Here is a 19998-nt window from a genome sequence, read left to right as displayed (position 1 = left end):
CCCTAGCCGAGCAGGGGCAACAGCGGCGCCAGATCGGCCCGCTCGCCACTCGCGGCCACCTTCGCCGCGGCCACCTCCGCGGCCCATCCCGTGCGCCCCGTGGCGAGCCTGATCCAGGTCAGCGGGTCCGTCTCCACCACGTTCGGCGGGGTCCCGCGCGTGTGCCTGGGCCCCTCCACGCACTGCACCACCGCGAACGGCGGCACCCGCACCTCGACCGCGCCGCCCGGCGCCTTCGTCGCGAGCGCGTCCGCGAGCAGCCGCGCGCAGGCCGCGAGCGCCTGCCGGTCGTACGGGACGTCGAGGCCGGTCGCCGCGTTCAGGTCGTCGGTGTGGACGATCATCTCGACCGTGCGCGTGACGACGAAGTCGCCCAGCCGCATGGTGCCCATCCGGGCCGGGACCAGCCGGTCGTCGTCGGCCGTCGCCAGCGCCGCCTCGACGTCGGCGAACAGCCGGTCGTACAGCCCGAGCAGGTCGGGGCTGGCCTCGGCGATCTCGCGGGTGTCGTCGTCGACCGCGCCCTGGTAGGCCACCGTCGCGAACGGCCAGTCGAGCAGCGGGACCTCCAGCTTCGGCGGCTCGGGCAGGGCGAGGTACCTGGGGACCGTGCCCGCGACGAGCACGATGTGCGCGGCCAGTTCGCGCACGGTCCAGTCGCCGAGCCTGGTCGGCAGCGCGAGCTGCTCGGGCGTGAGCGTGCGGACCGCGTCCCTGACGTGGCCGAGCTGGGCCAGGACGGCGGCGCGGGTCTTGGCGGAGTCGTAGCTGCGGGCGCGCTTCTTGCTGGCAGGTGGCATACGTCGGAGGCTAGCGCTCGCTGCCGACGACGGCCTCGAAAATTTCCCGGTCGGCCGGGACCCCGATGCCGCGCCAGTGGAACGGGACGCCGCGCGCGACCTTCGGGTCCGGGGCGTCCATCAGCTGGAAGTGCAGGTGCGGCTCGCTGGAGTTGCCGGAGTTCCCGCAGGCCGCGAGGGTCTGCCCGGCCGTGACCCGGTCGCCCGGGCGCACCTTCAGGGAGCCCCGCTTCAGGTGGGCGTACATCGCGTACACCCCGTCACCGAGGTCCAGGACCAGGTGGTTGCCCGTGACCCGGCGCGCGCCCCCGACCGAGCGGATGACGGACTCGGCGACCAGCAGGTAGAGGACGCCGGGCAGCGAGGTGCGGGTGAGGTGGTCGCGCTGGGCGTCGTCGGCGGTGACGACCGTCGCGTCGGCCGCGGCGAGCAGCGGGGCGCCGAAGGCCGGGTACGCCTCGGGGCGGCGGCCGAACGGCCACAGCAGTACGGGTGCCGGGCGGCCCCCCTCCGCCCCGGGCTCCCCCTCGGCCGTGATGTCGATGGCGTACGACTGTCCCAGCGCGTGCGTGCCGTGGCTTGGCACCTTGTCCGCCGGGCTGTTCAGCGCCGACCAGCGCCCGCCGACCGGCGGCTCGACCTCGACGGGTTCGCGCGGCTTGAGCCTGATCTCGCGGTCCCTGGTCAGCCGCAGCCCCAGCCAGCAGCCGAGGGACGCGGCCATCAGCGCCAGGGTGATCCAGTACGGGGTGCCCAGCGAGGGCTGGCTGAAGGCGTAGCAGGCGAACACCACCCACAGCAGGCGGTGGAGCAGGGCGACGAGCAGTCGTCCGGACATCGTTCCTCCCCTTCGTGCGACACGTTCGTACGGCGAAGGCCCGTCAGGCGGGCCGGGCGGCGGAGAGCATCACGAGCAGCGGGACGACCCGGCCGGCGGGGACCGTGTACTTCCCCCGGCCCTCGGCGTGCAGCCAGCCCGCGGCGGTGAGTTGGCGCAGGTGGTGGTAGATCTGCCCGGAAGTGCCGAAGCCGTCCAGCTCGCCCAGTTCGGCGGCGGTGCGGCGGCCGGACAGGACCTCGCGCAGCAGCCGCAGCCGCACCGCGTTGCCGAGCGCCGCGAAGGCGTCGGCCGCCCGGGACCAGTCGGTGTCCAGGAGGTCGTCGGTGGTCTCGCCGTACTGCCACTCGTACCGCTCGCCCGTCCCGGGCAGCCGTACGGCCCCGGTGTAGGTGACGCCCCCGTCGGCGACCCCGAGCCGGGCGAACTGCTCCTTGAGCCCTTCCAGCGCCCAGAAGTCGCCGTCCCCCGCCCGGGGGCCCGGCCCGGCACCCTCCAGCGCCGCGAGCCTGCGCTCCAGGTCGGCGACGCGATCTTCAAGATCCATGGGTTGAGAATACGTAATTACGTAATGACGAACAAGTGGGGTGCGGAAAAGCCCCCGCCCGGACCTGGTGGTCCGGGCGGGGGCCAGTGGATCGCGGCTCGGGCCGGATCGCGGCTCAGCCGAAGAGGCCGGGCAGGGTCTCCTCGTGCGCCGTGCGCAGCTCGGCCAGCGGGAGCGTGAACTCGCCCTGGACCTCGACCGCGTCGCCGTCGACGACGCCGACGCGGGTCACGGGCAGGCCCCGAGCGCCGCACATGTCGGTGAAGCGCAGCTCCTCGGAGCGCGGCACGGAGACGACCGCGCGCCCCGCCGACTCGCTGAACAGGAACGTGAACGCGTCGAGCCCGTCCGGGACGACGAGGCGCGCGCCCTTGCCGCCCTTGAGGCAGGACTCGACCACGGCCTGGACCAGACCGCCGTCGGACAGGTCGTGCGCCGCGTCGATCATGCCGTCGCGGGAGCCCGAGATCAGGATCTCGCCGAGCAGCTTCTCCCGGTCCAGGTCGACCTTGGGCGGCAGGCCGCCGAGGTGCTGGTGGACGACCTGGGACCAGGCCGAGCCGCCGAACTCCTCGTCTGTGTCGCCCAGCAGGTAGAGGAGCTGGCCCTCTTCCGCGAAGGCGACGGGGGTGCGGCGGTTCACGTCGTCGATCACGCCGAGCACGGCGACGACCGGCGTCGGGTGGATGGCCACCTCGCCCGTCTGGTTGTAGAGCGAGACGTTGCCGCCGGTCACCGGGGTGCCGAGCGCCAGACAGCCGTCCGCGAGGCCGCGGGTGGCCTCGGCGAACTGCCACATGACGTCCGGGTCCTCGGGGGAGCCGAAGTTGAGGCAGTCGGAGATGGCGAGCGGCTTGGCACCGGTCGCGGCGACGTTGCGGTACGCCTCGGCCAACGCGAGCTGCGCACCGGTGTACGGGTCGAGCTTGGCGTACCGGCCGTTGCCGTCGGTCGCCATGGCCACGCCGAGGTTGGTCTCCTCGTCGATGCGGACCATGCCCGCGTCCTCGGGCATCGCCAGGACGGTGTTGCCCTGCACGAAGTGGTCGTACTGCGAGGTGATCCAGGACTTCGACGCCTGGTTGGGCGAGGCGACGACGGCCAGGACCTGTGCGCGCAGCTCGTCCGACGTGGCCGGGCGGGGCAGCTTGCCCGCGTCGTCGGCCTGGAGGGCGTCCTGCCACTCGGGGCGGGCGTAGGGGCGCTGGTAGACCGGGCCCTCGTGGGCGACGGTGCGCGGCGGCACGTCCACGATCTGCTCGCCGTGCCAGAAGATCTCCAGCTGGGAGCCCTCGGTCACCTCACCGATGACGGTGGCGATGACGTCCCACTTGTCGCAGATCTCCAGGAAGCGCTCGACGTGCTGCGGCTCGACGACCGCGCACATGCGCTCCTGCGACTCGCTCATGAGGATTTCCTCGGGCGAGAGGGTCGCGTCGCGCAGCGGCACGGTGTCCAGCTCGACGCGCATGCCGCCGGAACCGGCCGAGGCCAGCTCGGAGGTGGCGCAGGAGAGCCCGGCGCCGCCGAGGTCCTGGATGCCGGCGACCAGCTTCTCCCGGAAGATCTCCAGGGTGCACTCGATGAGGAGCTTCTCCTGGAAGGGGTCGCCGACCTGGACGGCGGGGCGCTTGGCCGGGCCGGTCGACTCGAAGGTCTCGGACGCGAGGACCGAGACGCCGCCGATGCCGTCGCCGCCGGTGCGGGCGCCGTACAGGATGACCTTGTTGCCCGTGCCCGACGCCTTCGCGAGGTGGATGTCCTCGTGCTTCATCACGCCGATGCAGCCGGCGTTGACCAGCGGGTTGCCCTGGTAGCACTCGTCGAAGACGACCTCGCCGCCGATGTTCGGCAGGCCCAGGCAGTTGCCGTAGCCGCCGATGCCCGCGACGACGCCCGGCAGGACGCGCTTGGTGTCGGGGTGCTCGGCCGCGCCGAAGCGCAGCGGGTCCACGACGGCGACCGGGCGGGCGCCCATCGCGAGGATGTCGCGGACGATGCCGCCGATGCCGGTGGCGGCGCCCTGGTAGGGCTCGATGTACGAGGGGTGGTTGTGCGACTCGACCTTGAAGGTCACCGCGTACCCCTGGCCGACGTCGACCACACCGGCGTTCTCGCCGATGCCGACGAGCATCGCGTCGTTCTCCGGGACCTTCTCGCCGAACTGCTTCAGGTGGACCTTGCTGCTCTTGTACGAGCAGTGCTCGGACCACATGACGGAGTACATGGCGAGCTCGGCGCCGGTGGGACGGCGGCCCAGGATCTCCCGGATGCGGGCGTACTCGTCCTCCTTGAGGCCGAGCTCCTTCCAGGGCTGCTCGACCTCGGGGGTCTCCGCGGCGTGCTTGACCGTGTCCAGCGTCATGCGTTGACCAACTTCTTCAGGATCGAGGTGAAGAAACCGAGCCCGTCCGTCTTGCCGGTGCCGATCAGCGGCTCCACGGCGTGCTCCGGGTGCGGCATCAGGCCCACGACGTTGCCCGCCGCGTTGGTGATGCCGGCGATGTCGCGCAGCGAACCGTTGGGGTTGAAGTCGAGGTAGCGGAAGGCGACGCGGCCCTCGGCCTCCAGCTCGTCGAGCGTGCGCTCGTCGGCGACGTACCGCCCGTCCATGTTCTTCAGCGGGATGTGGATCTCCTGGCCCGCCGCGTAGTCCGCGGTCCAGGCCGTCTCCGCGTTCTCCACGCGCAGCTTCTGCTCGCGGCAGATGAAGTGCAGGTGGTTGTTGCGCAGCATCGCGCCGGGCAGCAGGTGGGCCTCGGTGAGGAACTGGAAGCCGTTGCAGATCCCGAGGACCGGCATGCCGGCCTTCGCCTGCTCGATGACGCTCTCCGCCACGGGCGAGAAGCGCGAGATGGCGCCGGCCCTGAGGTAGTCGCCGTAGGAGAAGCCGCCCGGCAGGACGACCGCGTCGACCTGCTTGAGGTCCTTGTCCTTGTGCCAGAGCGGGACCGGCTCGGCCCCCGCGATGCGCACGGCCCGCAGGGTGTCGCGGTCGTCGAGCGTGCCGGGGAAGGTGACGACGCCGATACGGGCGGTCACTTCTCCTCCTCCACCTTCACGGTGAAGTCCTCGATGACGGTGTTGGCGAGGAAGGTCTCGGCCATCTCGTGGATGCGGGCGAGGGCGGCGTCGTCGACCGGTCCTTGCACATCGAGTTCGAAACGCTTCCCCTGACGTACGTCCGCGATTCCGTCGAACCCGAGGCGGGGCAGTGCGCGCTGCACCGCCTGTCCCTGGGGGTCGAGGATCTCGGGCTTGAGCATGACGTCGACTACGACGCGAGCCACGGGCACTCCCGGTGTGGTGTTGCGAGGGCGGTTCCCTCAGCCTACCCGGCCGAAAATTCTACGCGGGTAGATATCGGTTCCGGCAGATCACGTCCAGATATCGGACCCGAGAACGCCCGGGGAAAATCCAGGGAAAAAACTGGCGCATGAGATTGCGGGCTGACACGCTGACGTAATTGGCTGGGCTTCACATTGTGATGCCTGCCGCTGTACAAAGGATTACCGCAGAAAGCAGCATTGCCCCGAAGAAGCCGGAAGGCCGTCGTCACCGCACGTCAGGCAAGTTCCTGGCGCGGTGCAGGCGCAGGAAAGGACCGATATCCGTGGCGCAGCGCGTAGTGGTGACGCTCTCCGACGACATCGACGGCGGGGAAGCGGCGGAAACGGTTTCGTTCGCCCTCGACGGGAAGTCGTACGAGATCGACCTCAATCAAGCCAATGCAAAGAAACTGCGCAAGTCCCTGGCGCCGTACGTGGCGGCGGGCCGAAAGCAGTCGAAGTCGGGCAAGACCTACCGGCACACGTCCGTGGACCCGGACCCGGCGGCGGTCCGCGCGTGGGCCCGCTCCCGCGACATGGAGGTGCCGGCCAGGGGCCGGATCCCGAAGAAGGTCTACGAGGCGTTCAACGCGGCGGTCTAGCCGGGGAGCGGCCGTGCCGGACGGCCCCGTCCGGCACGGCCGCTCCCGCCGGGCCGCGGGCCCGCCCCACCCCGCCCCACCGCCCCGTCAGAAGCGCCCGCCCCGAACCGAGTTGCAAAGCACCCCCTGACGTGGGCTAGAGTTTGGACCACGCCGAGGGGCAAGGCCGAAAGGCCGAAACCCACGGAGCGTGCGGGTGTAGTTCAGTAGCAGAACATCCCCCTTCCAGGGGGAAGGCGCAGTGTGCAATTCCTGTCACCCGCTCTGCATCGCTCTCCAGACCACTCCGGTGGTTCGGGTAGAGTGGTGAACGCACCGCCCAGTGAGAGCTGAGCGGCAGCAATGCGGACGTGGCTCAGTTGGTAGAGCATCACCTTGCCAAGGTGAGGGTCGCGAGTTCGAATCTCGTCGTCCGCTCAGGAAGCGAAGGCCCCGGTCATCAGACCGGGGCCTTCGTCGTGCGCCCGGCACCCGCCGATGACATTTGTCATGGACGCCGATGACAGGCCGCACTGATACCGGTCTCCGCCCGGCGGAAGACTCGAAGCATGAACACCGACCAGTACGTCATCGATGTCGAGGGGCTCCGGCGCACCTACGCCGGAGGCTTCGAGGCCGTACGTTCCCTCTCCTTCTCCGTGGCACGCGGCGAGCTCTTCGCCCTGCTCGGCACCAACGGCGCCGGCAAGACCTCCACCATGGAACTGCTGGAGGGGCTGGCCGCGCCGACCGGCGGCACCGTGCGGGTCCTGGGCCACGACCCGTACGCCGAGCGCGCCGCGGTCCGCCCGCGGATCGGTGTGATGCTCCAGGAGGGCGGCTTCCCCTCCGAACTGACCGTGCTGGAGACGGCCCGCATGTGGGCCGGGTGCACCAGCGGCGCGCGGCCCGTCGGCGACGTGCTGGAGCGGGTCGGGCTCGGCGGCCGCGGCAAGGTCCGCGTCAAGCAGCTCTCCGGCGGCGAGCGCCGCCGCCTCGACCTGGCGATGGCCCTGCTCGCCGACCCCGAGGTGCTCTTCCTCGACGAGCCGACCACGGGACTCGACGCCGAGGGCCGCCAGGAGACCTGGGAGCTGGTGCGGGAGCTGCGCGAGGCCGGCACCACCGTGCTGCTCACCACGCACTACCTGGAGGAGGCCGAGACGCTGGCCGACCGGCTGGCGATCATGCACGAGGGGCGGATCGCCGCCGAGGGCCGCGTCGAGGAGGTCGTCGCCGCGCACCCCTCCCGGATCTCCTTCACCCTCCCCGACGGCTACCACCTCGGGGACCTCCCGCCGCTCGGCGCGCTCGGCGTCACGGGCCACGAACTCAACGGCCGCACCGTGCGGCTGCACACCGACCGGCTCCAGCGGTCCGCCGCCGCGCTGCTCGACTGGGCCGGGACGGCGGGCGTCGAACTGCGCGGCCTCGACATGCGGTCCGCCTCCCTCGAAGAGGCCTTCCTGCACATCGCGCGCGAAGCGAAGAACGGTCGGAACCAGAACGCGAAGGAAGAGGTGGCGGCGCGATGAGCACGGCCGTGATGGGGCGCCTGGCAGCACTGACCAGGGCCGAGATGATCCTGCTCGTACGCCACAAGGCGGTGCTGGTCACCGCGCTGGTGCTGCCGCTGGCCATGACCTTCGCCATGCAGTCGCTCATCTCCGACCTCGACCTGGAAGACGCCGGACTGACCCTCGGCACGATGCTGATGCCGTCCATGCTCGGCTTCGTCTTCCTCTTCGGGGTGTACTCGGCGCTGGTCACCGTCTACGTCGTGCGCCGCGACCAGCTCGTGCTCAAGCGGCTGCGCACCGGCGAACCCGGCGACCTGGAGATCCTCGGCGGCACCGCGTCCGCCACGCTCGTCGCGGGCGTCGTGCAGTGCCTCGTCCTCGCCGTCGCGGGCGCGCTGGTCCTCGACGTCGAGGCGCCGAGCAGCATCCTGCTCGTGGTGCTCGGTGCACTCTTCGGCCTCGTGCTGGCCACCGGACTCGCCGCCGTCACCGCCGCGTTCACCAAGTCCGCCGAGGGCGCCCAGCTGACGATCACCCCGATGCTGCTCGTCTCGATGATCGGCTCCGGGATGGTCGTACCGCTGGAGCTGATGCCCGAGAAGATGGCGTCCGTCTGCGAACTGCTGCCGCTCTCGCCCGCGGTGCAGCTCGTCCGCGGCGGCTGGACCGGCACGCTGAGCACGTACGACGTCCTGGGCGCCGTCGCCGTCGCCCTGGCCTGGACCGTAGTGTCGGTCTTCGCCGTACAGAAGTGGTTCCGCTGGGAGCCCAGGCGATAGGCACACGGGAACACGGGGGAACGGCAGATGCACGGGGTGCGGGCGTGAAGACCTTCTGGAGCGGCCGGAGCCACGCGGCCAAGCTCGACCTGTACATGCGGATCACGCTCTACGTGCTGCCCGTGCTCTTCGCCCTCGGCATCATCGGGTCCCTGGCCGGGACCGTCGACGACGAAAGGGCCGTCCCGCTCGCCCAGGGACTCGGGGCGCTGGTCCTCGCCCAGACCGCGGCCACCACGGTCTGCCTGCGCCACGGACTGACGCACTACCTGAAGGGCGCCCCCGTCCCGCGCCAGTGGGTGACCCTCGTCCTGGTGCTCTGCGCGGCCTCCCTGGGCCTGCTGTTCGCCCTCCTGCGCATGGACGGCGTGGGCGGCTCCGACTTCGGCATGATGCTCCCCTACGTCCTCGGGTACGCGAGCTGGGCGACGTACCTCTTCGGTTCCGTCCGCAGGCTGCTGGCCTGCACCGCGCTGGCCGGGCTCCTGGTCGCCGGGGCCGGCTGGCTGGCCAAGGGCGGCGAATACGCGGCGGGCGGCGCGGCCTCCGTGCTCTTCGTCGCCGGCTTCACCCTGCTGACCGTCCGCACGACCGGCTGGTTCCTGACGGTGATCTGGGAGCTCGACCGGTCGCGGGACATCGAGGCGCGGCTCGCGGTCGCCGAGGAGCGGCTGCGCTTCGGCCGCGACATGCACGACGTGCTGGGCCGCAACCTCGCCGTGATCGCCCTCAAGAGCGAGCTCGCCGTGCAGCTCGCACAGCGCGGCAGGCCCGAGGCCGCCGACCAGATGGCCGAGGTCCAGCGCATCGCCCAGGACTCCCAGCGCGAGGTGCGGGAAGTCGTGCGCGGCTACCGCGACGCGGACCTCGCGGGCGAACTCGCGGGCGCGCAGGGCGTGCTGAAGGCCGCCGGGATCGACAGCCGGGTCAGCCGCGACGGCGTCGAAGGGGACCCCGACGGGGGCAAGGGCTTCGCCCTGCCCGAACCCGTCCAGTCGGCGCTCGGCTGGGTGGTGCGCGAGGCCGCCACGAACGTGCTGCGGCACGGCAACGCCAAGTGGTGCGCGATCCGGCTGACCGCCGCCGACGGGCGGGCGGTGCTCGCCGTCGAGAACGACGGGGCGCCCGATGCGCCCACGGCGCCCCCCGGCTCCGGCCTCGCCGGACTGCGCGAGCGCCTCGCCGCACTGGACGGCAGCCTGGAGGCGGCCCGCACCGAGGACGGAAGATGGCTGCTGACCGCGTCGGTACCGCTGGTACTGGAGAAGCAGTGACCAAAGCCGTGATCGGAGAAGCCGTGCCCGCAGAAGCCGAGCCCACAGGAGCCCCCGGCCCTTCGGGGTCCGCCCCCGCCCCTTCGGGGTCCGCCCCCGTCCGCGTGCTGCTCGCCGACGACGAGCACCTGATCAGGGGCGCGCTGGCCGCGCTCCTCGCACTGGAGGACGACCTGGTGGTGGTCGCCGAGGCCGCGTCCGGGCCCGAGGCCATCGCGATGGCGCTGGCGCACCGGCCCGACGTCGCGGTCCTCGACCTCCAGATGCCGGGGGCGGACGGTGTGAAGGTCGCCACAGCGATCCGGTCCGACCTGCCCGGCTGCCAGACCATGATCGTGACCAGTCACGGCCTCCCCGGGCACCTCAAGCGGGCGCTGGAGGCGGGGGTGCGGGCGTTCGTCCCGAAGACCGTGAGCGCCCAGCGGCTCGCCGAGATCATCCGGACCGTACGGGCGGGAAACCGCTACGTGGACCCGGAATTGGCCGCCGACGCGATCTCCGCGGGCGACTCGCCGCTGACCGCGCGCGAGGCCGACGTGCTGGAGTTCGCGGCGGACGGGGCGCCCATCGCGGAGATCGCGCAGAGGGCCGCGCTGTCCCCCGGGACCGTACGGAACTACCTGTCGTCGGCCGTGACGAAACTGGGCGCCGAGAACCGTCATGCGGCGGTGCGTCTCGCGCGCGAGCGAGGTTGGGTATAGTGGGTTCCGCGCTACGGCGCATGCGGACGTGGCTCAGTTGGTAGAGCATCACCTTGCCAAGGTGAGGGTCGCGAGTTCGAATCTCGTCGTCCGCTCGGCAGAAAGCCCCCGGTTCTCCTGAACCGGGGGCTTCTTCGTGCGTACGCGCGCCCCGCCGGGCGCCTCGGTCGGCGCCCGGCGGGGCAGCGGCACTCAGCTCCAGGTGAGGCCGGTGAGCAGCTCGTACGCCTCGACGTACTTCGCCCGGGTCGCGTCCACGACCTCCTGCGGCAGCGCGGGCGGCGGCAGCTCGCCCTTGCGGTCCCAGCCGGACGCGGGGGACGTCAGCCAGTCCCGCACGAACTGCTTGTCGTACGAGGGCTGGGCGCGGCCCGGCTGCCAGGACGCGGCGGGCCAGAAGCGCGAGGAGTCCGGGGTCAGCACCTCGTCCGCGATGATCAGCCGCTCGCCCTCGTAGCCGAACTCGAACTTGGTGTCCGCGAGGACGATCCCCCGGTCCTTGGCGATGTCGCGGGCCCTGGAGTAGACGGCGAGGGTCGCCTGGCGCAGCTGCGCGGCGGTCTCGGCGCCGACCTGGCGGGCCACTTCCTCGTACGAGACGTTCTCGTCGTGCTCGCCGACGGCCGCCTTCGTGGCGGGCGTGAAGATCGGCGCGGGCAGCTCGGAGCCGTCGGTCAGGCCCTCGGGGAGCGCGAGGCCGCAGACCGTGCGGGACTCGTCGTACTCGACCAGGCCCGAGCCGGTGAGGTAGCCGCGCGCGACGCACTCGACCGGGACCATCCGCAGCGACTTGCAGACCAGGGTGCGGCCCGCCCAGTCGGCGGGGGCGCCGGGCGGCAGCTCCGTCGAGATCACGTGGTTGGGGACCAGGTCGGCGAGCTGGTCGAACCACCAGAGCGAGAGCTGGGTGAGGACCCGGCCCTTGTCGGGGATCTCGGTCGGCAGCACCCAGTCGTACGCCGACATCCGGTCGCTGGCGACCATCACCAGGTCACCTGCGGCGTTCTGGTAGAGGTCGCGCACCTTGCCGGTGTGGAGGTGGGTGAGGCCCGGAACCTGAAGCGGCTCGGGCTTTTCTACGAATCCGGACACGGTGCCTCCGCGTAGGTTGATCCAGGAGCGGTACCGATTCTCCCGTACGGGCGGAGTACCGGGTGCCCCGGGGGCCCCGGACCAGACCCCCGTCCCGCCGCCGACGGGGTCAGTCGCGCTTGCAGATGCGGTCCAGCAGGTTCGCCGTGGCCCGCTGGACGCGCGCGTCCACGTGCCCGGGGCGGTCCAGCGCGGGCGACCACGCGAACGTGCCGGACGCGAAGACGAGCGCGCCGGACGGCGCCCGGTACAGCGACGTCTCCTGGTGCCGCCGCGCCCCCTCCCCGTCCCGGTAGGGCGAGTGGGCGAGCAGGATCCGCCCCTGGTGCTCCGGCAGGGCCGTCCGCGGGAAGTACCGGTCCGCCTCCCCCGCCACCAGCCCCGGCAGCTCGTCCCCCTCGGCGCCGCCCGTCGCCTCCCACAGCCAGTGGTCCGCGTTCCGCACGACCAGCGGGGAGGGGTCGGGCACCCGTCCCGCGTACTGGATGCCGAGGAGCTGCTGCTCGGGCCGGTCGACCTCGCGCCACAGCGCGGGCCTGCCGGGGCCGCGCCGCTTGCGGCAGGTGAGGAGCCGGTCGGGCACGCCGGACGGCGAGGCGGACAGCTCCACCTGCCAGTACATGGTGTTGGCGGAGAGGAAGACCAGCGAGGTCCCCTGGTCCCGGGCCAGCTCGGTCGTGCGGCGCATCGGCACGGACCAGTACTCGTCGTGGCCGGGGAAGACCAGCCCCCGGTAGCGCGAGGGGTCGACGCGGCCCGCGTGCAGGTCGCGGGTGTCGGCGTACGCCAGGTCGTAGCCGTACCGCTCGGCCCAGCGGATGAAGTCGTAGGCGTGCCCGACGTGCAGCGGCAGGCCCGCGCCCGCGTACGGGCGGTCGAAGGAGACCGTCACGGCGGCGTCCTGCTCGCCGAGCAGCCGGCCCTCCTCGTCCCACGCGTGGTAGAGGCTGGCGCCCGTGCGCCCGTCCTCGGGGTAGAGGTTGTACGCCTGCCAGGTCACGTCCGGGAGGACGAGGAGCAGGTCGGCCGGGTGGTTGTCGCGGACCGTGAAGGGGATGTGCGAGCGGTACCCGTCGGCGGTGGTCAGCACGGCGACGTACGCGCCTATGGAGGCGTAACCGGGGATCTGGTACCGCCAGGAGAGCCACCAGTGGTGGCAGGAGACCGTGCGGTCGGCGGCGAGCGGGGGCGGCTGCACGATCCCGGCGAGCCGGGGGCTGGTGGTGATCTTGCGGGCGCCGTCGCCGCCGTAGTGGCCGATGCGGTAGATGTCGACGGAGAACTCCTGGGGCGGGTCGACCGTGACGTGGAAGTCGATCGCCTCGCCGGGCGCCACGGCGCTGCTGGACGCGAAGCCCTTGATCTGGCGGTGCACGTCGTCGGACGTGCGGGGCCCGGTGGGCTTGCCCTGGGCCGGGACGCGCCCCTCGGGGGCCGCGTACCAGGGGACGACCTGCCCCGTGTTGTCGAAGTAGTGCTCGCTGCCGCGCAGCCAGGGGACGGGGCCCTGTCCGAACGGGTCCGTGACGGCGTGCGCCAGGGCTCCGGACTCCCACCTTCGGATCTGTTCCGGCCCCATGTCGCTCCCCTCCCTGGATCCCGGGCGCGCGTGGGTCGCGCTCCCGCCTGTCAGCGCCGATCCCCAGCACATCACATAACGCACGCGGTCCGTCACCGTTCGTCGCGAATTGACGTGAACGGAGCGGGAGGTTCCGGCGGAGAGCGGCGAAAGCACAGGTCAGGCGGGGTGTCTCGGCCGGTCCGGGGGCACCCCGTGGGGCGCCGCGCCCTCAGACCAGCCGCACCGGCTTCTCCGGACGCACCCCGACCGCCGCGATCCACTCCCGCAGCGGCTCCCCGTCCCCGTCCTCGACCAGGCTCAGCACCCGCCCGCCGAGATCCGCCCTGCGCTCCCCCTCCACCAGCAACGCGGGACCGTCCAGCCAGTCCAGGCCGGGCGCCGCCCCCGCGGTGTCGACGGCCGCGCAGCAGACCATCGCCGTGACGTGGTCGGCCAGCAGGTCGCGCCCCGTGCGCGGCGGCTGGAGCGGGAACAGCGGCAGCGGATCGGGGCCCCAGAGGTTCAGCGCGGCCGCCTCGGGCACCGCGGGGGCCGCCGCCTCGCGGGCCGCCTCCTCCCTGGCCAGCTCCGCGCCGAGCCCCGCCGCCAGCGGATCGCAGCGCTCGCCGCCTTCGAGGTGGTCCAGGACCCGGTCGAGGGTCGGGTCGCTGACGCCCGCCGCGTCCAGGACCCGCTGGAGGCGCGCCGCCTCCGTGCGCCACTTCCGGTCGACGACCTCTTCCGGGTACTCCTGCCAGTCGACCGGGGACCAGTCGGGGCCCGTCTCGGCGGGGCCGCCGTGGAAGAGCCTGGCCGCGAGGAGCGACGCCGCCTCGTCCGCCGCGCCGGGCTCTTCGAGGAGGTCGCAGGCGGGCCGCTCGCCGAGCCGGGAGGCGAAGCCCTCGGCGAGGCGGTCGCGGCGGGAGAGTTCGGTGAGGGCGGAGACGACGCCCGCGTCGAGCCTGGAGGGCCAGCGGCCCATCCGCCAGGCGGGCAGCGCGACCCGGGTGAGCAGCCGGTCCCAGCCCGCGTAGGCGAGGCCGACCTGCTCCTGGGCGACGATCCGCAGGCCGTAGTCGACGGCCTGGGCGCGCTCGGACGCGGCCGCGGCGACCCCGCGCTCCATCTCGGTGGCGTGGCCCCTGACGCCCCGCAGCAGGACGCGGGCGCACCGGGCGACCGTGCCGTACGCGGCCCTGCGTACGGGGTCGAGCCCGGGGCGCGAGGCGATCGCGGCGGCGGCGTCCAGGCCCCGTACGAAACGGCGGGCCGCCGCTATGTCCGGGTGGGCCGACGGGCCCGTGCCCGCGACGACGGGCGCGAGGACCGCGCGCAGCTCGCCGACGCGCATCCACCAGAGGAACGGGGAGCCGATGACGAGGACGGGCGCGGGGGTACGGCGGCGCGACGCCCTGCCGGGGGCCCCGGATATCGCGGTGCCCGGCCCGTCGGCACGCGCCGCGGTCCCGGCGCCCGTGCCGTTCCCTGACTTCGCGTTGCTCCCGGGCTTCGTGGCGCTACCGGCCTTCGCGTTGCTCCCGGCCTTCGTGGCGTTCACGGCCTTCGTGGCGGGGTGGCTGCGGTCCTCCAGCCAGCTGTCGCAGTCGGGGGTGAGCGCCACCGCCGACGGCGCCGGCACGTCGAGGCGCTCGGCCAGCTCGCGGACCATCCGGTAGAGGTCGGGCGCGGCGGCCTCGTCGAGCGGGACGGTCGGGCTGACCGCAGGTCTGGCACGGGCCACCACCGCGGCGACGGCCGCCGCCAGCAGCAGCACCGCCACCGCGCAGCCCGTCACGGCCCAGCGCGCCGCGTCCCAGCCCGCGCCGCCGACGAAACCCTTGGCGGCGGCGAACAGCAGCACCACGGCGACGGCCGCGGGCAGCAGCGCCACGGCCAGTGCCCTGCTGCGCACCCGCAGCACGGCGAGGGCGCGGGCGTGTGCGGCCCGCGCGCCCCGCTCCTCACCCGCATCGGTACTGGACACGGCCGGACGTCACCCCCTCTGCCCCTGATGCTTCCGTGACGGATCTGTTCACTCCCCCACTGTGGCACCCTCCACCGACATCGCAATGCCGGTGGGCCAAGTGCCGGAACGCCTGCGCCGCACCCTAGTTGGGGCTGCGGCGGGCGTCATCCAGATGGGGCAGTCGTCACCCGATGGAATGGCTTTGGGCAGAGGTGATGACGATCGGCCCTAGACTGCGGCCGCCCCGGGACCGCTCCCCGGGCGGCTCCCTCGGGCGGCTCTCTCGGGGCGGCTCCCCACAGCGGCGGGGCTCAGCCCTCCGCGGCCTCGCGCGCGATGTCCGTACGGTGCTGCGAGCCGTCGAGACCGATGCGGGCGACCGCGGCGTACGCGCGCTCCCGCGCCTGCGCCAGGTCCGCACCCGTCGCGGTCACCGACAGCACCCGGCCGCCCGCGCTGACGACCGCGTCGCCCTCGCGCTTCGTACCGGCGTGCAGGACGTACGCCTCGGGGGCGTCCTGGGCCGCGATCTCGTCCAGGCCCGTGATCGGGTCGCCGGTGCGGGGGGTGCCCGGGTAGTTGTGCGAGGCGACGACGACGGTGACGGCCGCGTCGTCGCGCCAGTTCAGCGGCGGCTCGGAGTCCAGCGTGCCGTTCGCGGCGTTCAGCAGGACACCGGCCAGCGGCGTCTTGAGGCGGGCCAGCACGACCTGCGTCTCGGGGTCGCCGAAGCGGGCGTTGAACTCGATGACCCGTACGCCGCGCGAGGTGATCGCCAGGCCCGCGTACAGCAGTCCCGAGAAGGGCGTGCCGCGGCGGCGCAGTTCGTCGACGGTCGGCTGGAGCACGGTCGCCAGGACCTCGTCGACCAGCTTGGGGTCGGCCCACGGGAGCGGGGAGTACGCGCCCATGCCGCCGGTGTTGGGGCCCTCGTCGCCGTCGAGCGCGCGCTTGAAGTCCTGGGCGGGCGTGAGCGGGAGGACCGTCACGCCGTCGGTGATCGCGAAGAGGGAGACCTCGGGGCCGTCCAGGAACTCCTCGATCACGACGCGGTCGCAGGCCAGCGCGTGGGTACGGGCCGCCTCGACGTCCTCGGTGACCACGACGCCCTTGCCCGCCGCGAGACCGTCGTCCTTCACGACGTACGGAGCGCCGAAGGCGTCCAGGGCCTCGTCGATCTCCTCCGGGGTCGTACAGACGTAGGAGCGCGCGGTGGGCACGCCCGCCGCCGCCATGACGTCCTTCGCGAACGCCTTGGAACCCTCCAGCAGCGCCGCCTCGCGGGAGGGGCCGAAGCAGGGGATGCCGGCCGCGCGCACGGCGTCGGCGACGCCGGCGACCAGCGGCGCCTCGGGGCCGACGACCACGAGGCCCGCGCCGAGTTCGGTGGCGAGGCGGGCCACGGCCTCGCCGTCCAGCTGGTCGACCGGGTGGAGCTGGGCGACCTCCGCGATCCCGGCGTTGCCGGGCGCGCAGTGCAGGGCGGTGACGCCGGGGTCGAGCGAGAGAGAGCGGCACAGGGCGTGTTCGCGGGCGCCGCCGCCGATGACAAGGACGTTCACGGCAGCCAGCCTAGCCGCCGCGCCGCGCTGCCTTCGTACGGGCCTCCGACCGCCCCTCCCCTACTCGTTCGTATATTCCTCCACCACCGAAGCGCCCAGCTCCCGCACGATCAGGTCGTGGCCCGAGAGCGCCGAGTCGACGAGGTCCGGGTCGTCCTCCTCGGGGATGTCGTCCTCGGGCGCGACCGGCGGGGGCGCGTACTCCGGCGTCCGGGCGGGGGCCTGCGCGGGCGGGCCCTGGGGCGCGGACTGCTGCGGCGGCTGCGCGTGCGACGGGGCGGGGGCGGTCTGCGGTACGGGGGCCGGGGCGGGCATCGGCGCGGGGGCCGGGGCGGAGGGCGGCGGCATGGGCGGGCGCGCCTGCATGCCTCCCATGCCTCCCGGGGCTCCCATGCCGCCCTGGACCGGCTGGCCGCCGCCCGACGGGTCGACGATCGCCTCGACCTTCCAGTGGTAGTTGAACTGCTCGGCGAGCGCCTGCTTGAGGACGTCCTCGCTGCCGCTGCTCGCGAAGTTGTCGCGGGCGCCCGCGTTGAGGAAGCCGATCTGGAGGGTCGTGCCGTCGAAGCCGGTGACCTGGGCGTTCTGGCTGAGCAGGATCCAGGTGAAGCGGCGGCGGTTCTTGACCGCGTCCAGGATGCTCGGCCAGAGGTTGCGCACGGTCGCGGCGCCCTGCGCCGGGTCGCCGCCGCCGGGGGCGGGCGCGGCGGGAGCTTGGCCGGGGGCGTGGCCCGGGGCCTGCGCCGCGGGGTTCTGCGCGGGGTTCTGCGCGGCGGGGGCGGGGCGGCCCTGGCCGGGCGCGGAGGCGGTGGGCCAGCCGCCGGGCTGTCCGCCACCGGCACCGGCACCCCCGCCGACACCGGCTCCGCTGCCGCCGCCGCTGCCGGGCCAGGCGCCGGGGCGCGCGGCGGCGGGCTGGGCGGGCGGGGGCGCCTGGGCGGGGGCGGGCGCCTGGGCGGGAGCCTGCGCCGGAGCTTGTACGGGTGCGGGGGCCGGAGCGGCCTGCACGGGGCCGGCCACCGGGGCCGGGGCGGGCGGGGCCATCGGGGCCTGGGCCATCGGCGCGGGCGCGTGCCCGTGGGCGTCGGGCCCGGGGACGTACCCCACGGCGGGCGCGCCGCCGCCGCCCGGCGTACCCGAGAAGGTCACTCCGCCGCGCTCCAGCCGGTCGAGCCGGGCCTGGAGCGAGCGCTCGTCGTCGAAGGCGGCGGGCAGCAGCACGCGCGCGCAGATCAGCTCCACCTGGAGCCGCGGCGACGTGGCGCCGCGCATCTCCGTGAGCCCGGTGTTGACCAGGTCGGCGGCGCGGCTGAGCTCGGCGGCGCCGAACACCGACGCCTGGGCCTGCATGCGCTCCACGACGTCGGCCGGGGCGTCGATGAGCCCCTTCTCGCCCGCGTCGGGCACGGCGGCGAGGATCACCAGGTCGCGCAGCCGCTCCAGCAGGTCGGCGACGAACCGCCGGGGGTCGTTGCCGCCCTCCATGACCTGCTCGACGACCTCGAAGGCGGCGGCGCCGTCCCCCGCGGCGAAGGCGTCCACCATCGAGTCGAGCAACGACCCGTCGGTGTAGCCGAGGAGGGCGGTCGCCATGGCGTACGTCACGCCCTCGTCGTCCGCGCCGGCGAGCAGCTGGTCCATGACGGACATGGAGTCGCGCACGGAACCGGCACCGGCCCGCACGACCAGCGGCAGCACGCCCTCCTCGACGGAGGCGCTCTCCCTGCCGCACACCTCGCCGAGGTAGTCCCGCAGGGTCCCGGGGGGCACGAGCCGGAAGGGGTAGTGGTGCGTGCGCGACCTGATGGTCCCGATGACCTTCTCGGGCTCCGTCGTCGCGAAGATGAACTTCAGGTGCTCCGGCGGCTCCTCGACCACCTTGAGCAGCGCGTTGAAGCCCGCCGACGTGACCATGTGGGCCTCGTCGATGATGTAGATCTTGTAGCGGCTGCTCGCGGGCCCGAAGAACGCCTTCTCGCGCAGGTCACGGGCGTCGTCCACACCACCGTGCGAAGCGGCGTCGATCTCGATCACGTCGATGGACCCCGGCCCGTTCCGCGCGAGGTCGCGGCAGGACTGGCACTCCCCGCAGGGCGTGGGGGTGGGACCTTGCTCGCAGTTCAGGCAGCGGGCGAGGATCCGCGCGCTGGTGGTCTTGCCACAGCCGCGCGGACCACTGAACAGGTACGCGTGATTGACCCGGTTGTTCCGCAGGGCCTGCATCAGCGGGGCAGTGACATGCTCCTGCCCGATGACCTCGGCGAACGACTCGGGGCGATAGCGGCGGTACAGCGCAAGGGACGACACACCTACGAGGTTATCCGGGCCCACCGACAACCCGGCCCAGGAACGCAAGGCGCCCCCCACGCACCCGCCAGAGCCGACCTACCCTTGCTGCCTTCCGGCCCTGGGGGAGTTCAGTCAGATAGCGCCACGTGAGGGGCTGCCCCCCACCCTAGCGGATCCCCCCGCCCGGGATCGAGTTCGCGAGCACCCCCCGGCGTCTTGTATTGTTTGCGGCGGAGGATTCGCCTAGAGGCCTAGGGCGCACGCTTGGAAAGCGTGTTGGGGGCAACCCCTCACGAGTTCGAATCTCGTATCCTCCGCAGGCAGAAGGCCCGGACCGTGCAAACGGTCCGGGCCTTCGTCGTTCCCCGGCACAGTTTCCATCTCAGTTTCCGTCTCTGTTTCCGTCCCGGTGCACCGATCCGGTGGTGACATCCGGTTCGACCAGGGGAGGAGGGTCCCTGACCCAGGTGCCAGGGGCCCTCCCGCCTTGTCCGCGTCTCCTACGGGATCGCCGTGGGGGCCGGGACCTTCCTGTTGGCGCCTCCGACGGGTGGTGGAGGTTGGCCGACCTCCTGTTTGCCCTTGGTCACGACCTGTTGACGTAGGTCAGGACCACGAAGATGAAGCCGCCCAGCCCGAGTGCGGCCAGAGCCCCTGTGCTGATGGCCTCGTAGTACGAGACCCCCTCCATCGTTCGACGGAGGATTCCCGCGAAGCACCCGCCGATGATCGCGACCAGGATCGTGATCACGGCTTCCGTCTTCCTGTTTCTCGGAGACCCGTCCCCCGGCCCGGAGAGTTGCGGATTGTTCTGCGCTGCCGTCATGGCTCGCTCTGCCTTCGTCAGCCGCCTATGAAGGATGACCTGTCGGATTCGGGCCAACGAAGTTACCCGGCCGCTGACGCGGCTTCACCCCAAGGGCCGCTCGTTCGGTCGTGGCGCGACCGTCACGGCGACCCGTCTTGCCTGGGTCCTCCACTCCTGCCGATCCACTCCTGTCGACAGAGCGTCCGGGCGGCGGCAGGACTCGGCGTCCGCCCGGACGGCCCCGTCGTCTGTGACGAGGGCTTGTCTTGGAAGAGATCGTGACGCAGAACACCCCAAAAGCCCCTAAGAAATCGGCCATTTGTGGGGATGGTCACTACTGTCCGTTCAGTT

The 19998-nt window shown here is 72.7% G+C and carries 17 protein-coding genes, 4 tRNA genes, 1 other RNA gene and 1 riboswitch; of the genes, 9 read left to right on the top strand and 13 right to left on the bottom strand.

Features of this window, described 5'->3' with window-relative positions:
- Positions 1-2 precede the first annotated feature (2 nt).
- From ACIBNE_RS15085 to purS, 6 genes are all read right to left on the bottom strand, one after another.
- Entirely contained in the window at positions 3-800 is a 798-nt protein-coding gene (locus ACIBNE_RS15085; protein WP_399271337.1) for a sterol carrier family protein, read from the bottom strand.
- Positions 801-810: 10 nt separating this feature from the next.
- Positions 811-1638: a M23 family metallopeptidase gene (locus tag ACIBNE_RS15080; RefSeq protein WP_399271338.1), complete on the bottom strand. Its 828-nt coding sequence runs from the start codon at positions 1636-1638 to the stop codon at positions 811-813.
- Positions 1639-1681: 43 nt separating this feature from the next.
- Positions 1682-2185, bottom strand: a complete 504-nt coding sequence (locus tag ACIBNE_RS15075; RefSeq protein WP_399271339.1) for an ArsR/SmtB family transcription factor — start codon at positions 2183-2185, stop codon at positions 1682-1684.
- A gap of 115 nt (positions 2186-2300) precedes the next feature.
- On the bottom strand, positions 2301-4550 hold the full coding sequence (purL, locus tag ACIBNE_RS15070; RefSeq protein WP_399271340.1) for a phosphoribosylformylglycinamidine synthase subunit PurL: 2250 nt from the start codon (positions 4548-4550) through the stop codon (positions 2301-2303).
- Positions 4547-5227, bottom strand: coding sequence for a phosphoribosylformylglycinamidine synthase subunit PurQ (purQ, locus tag ACIBNE_RS15065; protein WP_399271341.1), 681 nt, complete (start codon positions 5225-5227; stop codon positions 4547-4549). The genes purL and purQ overlap by 4 nt, the downstream gene beginning before the upstream one ends.
- Positions 5224-5475, bottom strand: a complete 252-nt coding sequence (gene purS, locus ACIBNE_RS15060; protein WP_399271342.1) for a phosphoribosylformylglycinamidine synthase subunit PurS — start codon at positions 5473-5475, stop codon at positions 5224-5226. The genes purQ and purS overlap by 4 nt, the downstream gene beginning before the upstream one ends.
- Positions 5476-5798: 323 nt before the next feature.
- On the opposite strand from purS, the gene ACIBNE_RS15055 reads away from it, so the two are divergent.
- The 8 genes from ACIBNE_RS15055 to ACIBNE_RS15020 all read left to right on the top strand — a co-directional run bounded on the left by ACIBNE_RS15055 (position 5799) and on the right by ACIBNE_RS15020 (position 10464).
- Positions 5799-6116: an Lsr2 family protein gene (locus ACIBNE_RS15055; RefSeq protein ID WP_399271343.1), complete on the top strand. Its 318-nt coding sequence runs from the start codon at positions 5799-5801 to the stop codon at positions 6114-6116.
- A 192-nt stretch (positions 6117-6308) separates the two neighbouring features.
- A tRNA-Gly gene (locus ACIBNE_RS15050) sits at positions 6309-6380 on the top strand.
- An 80-nt stretch (positions 6381-6460) separates the two neighbouring features.
- Positions 6461-6533: transfer RNA gene (locus tag ACIBNE_RS15045), tRNA-Gly, on the top strand.
- A gap of 131 nt (positions 6534-6664) precedes the next feature.
- Positions 6665-7630, top strand: a complete 966-nt coding sequence (locus ACIBNE_RS15040; RefSeq protein WP_399271344.1) for an ABC transporter ATP-binding protein — start codon at positions 6665-6667, stop codon at positions 7628-7630.
- Positions 7627-8394, top strand: coding sequence for an ABC transporter permease (locus ACIBNE_RS15035; RefSeq protein ID WP_399271345.1), 768 nt, complete (start codon positions 7627-7629; stop codon positions 8392-8394). The genes ACIBNE_RS15040 and ACIBNE_RS15035 overlap by 4 nt, the downstream gene beginning before the upstream one ends.
- Before the next feature lie 44 nt (positions 8395-8438).
- Entirely contained in the window at positions 8439-9668 is a 1230-nt protein-coding gene (locus tag ACIBNE_RS15030) for a sensor histidine kinase (protein ID WP_399271346.1), read from the top strand.
- 104 nt (positions 9669-9772) lie between these two features.
- Positions 9773-10369 carry a response regulator gene (locus tag ACIBNE_RS15025; protein WP_399271654.1) on the top strand — a complete coding sequence of 199 codons (597 nt, stop codon included), beginning with the start codon at positions 9773-9775 and terminating at the stop codon, positions 10367-10369.
- Between the two features lie 22 nt (positions 10370-10391).
- Positions 10392-10464, top strand: a tRNA-Gly gene (locus tag ACIBNE_RS15020).
- A 97-nt stretch (positions 10465-10561) separates the two neighbouring features.
- Here the strand turns inward: ACIBNE_RS15020 and ACIBNE_RS15015 are convergent.
- The 6 genes from ACIBNE_RS15015 to ffs form a co-directional block, all read right to left on the bottom strand.
- Positions 10562-11461, bottom strand: coding sequence for a phosphoribosylaminoimidazolesuccinocarboxamide synthase (locus ACIBNE_RS15015; protein ID WP_399271347.1), 900 nt, complete (start codon positions 11459-11461; stop codon positions 10562-10564).
- Between the two features lie 109 nt (positions 11462-11570).
- Positions 11571-13040, bottom strand: a complete 1470-nt coding sequence (locus tag ACIBNE_RS15010) for a N,N-dimethylformamidase beta subunit family domain-containing protein (RefSeq protein ID WP_399271348.1) — start codon at positions 13038-13040, stop codon at positions 11571-11573.
- Between the two features lie 211 nt (positions 13041-13251).
- The gene (locus ACIBNE_RS15005; RefSeq protein WP_399271349.1) at positions 13252-15006 is read right to left on the bottom strand and encodes a hypothetical protein; all 1755 of its coding nucleotides are present in this window, start codon (positions 15004-15006) and stop codon (positions 13252-13254) included.
- A 293-nt stretch (positions 15007-15299) separates the two neighbouring features.
- The gene (purD, locus tag ACIBNE_RS15000) at positions 15300-16550 is read right to left on the bottom strand and encodes a phosphoribosylamine--glycine ligase (protein ID WP_399271350.1); all 1251 of its coding nucleotides are present in this window, start codon (positions 16548-16550) and stop codon (positions 15300-15302) included.
- Positions 16551-16610: 60 nt separating this feature from the next.
- The gene (locus ACIBNE_RS14995; RefSeq protein ID WP_399271351.1) at positions 16611-18857 is read right to left on the bottom strand and encodes a DNA polymerase III subunit gamma and tau; all 2247 of its coding nucleotides are present in this window, start codon (positions 18855-18857) and stop codon (positions 16611-16613) included.
- 45 nt (positions 18858-18902) lie between these two features.
- Positions 18903-18997, bottom strand: an RNA gene (gene ffs / locus ACIBNE_RS14990) — signal recognition particle sRNA small type.
- 74 nt (positions 18998-19071) lie between these two features.
- Between ffs and ACIBNE_RS14985 the strand changes: the two genes are divergently transcribed.
- Positions 19072-19156 (top strand) — tRNA-Ser (locus ACIBNE_RS14985).
- 269 nt (positions 19157-19425) lie between these two features.
- On the opposite strand, the gene ACIBNE_RS14980 is transcribed toward ACIBNE_RS14985, so the two are convergent.
- Complete coding sequence (locus ACIBNE_RS14980) at positions 19426-19590, bottom strand: hypothetical protein (RefSeq protein ID WP_399271352.1); 165 nt, start codon at positions 19588-19590, stop codon at positions 19426-19428.
- A gap of 82 nt (positions 19591-19672) precedes the next feature.
- Positions 19673-19883, bottom strand: a riboswitch (cyclic di-AMP (ydaO/yuaA leader).
- Between the last annotated feature and the right edge of the window lie 115 nt (positions 19884-19998).

Source organism: Streptomyces sp. NPDC050504, assembly GCF_044458065.1.
Taxonomy (GTDB): domain Bacteria; phylum Actinomycetota; class Actinomycetes; order Streptomycetales; family Streptomycetaceae; genus Streptomyces.
Note: the sequence above shows the minus strand (reverse complement) of the source record. Positions and strands in the feature narration are given on the sequence as shown.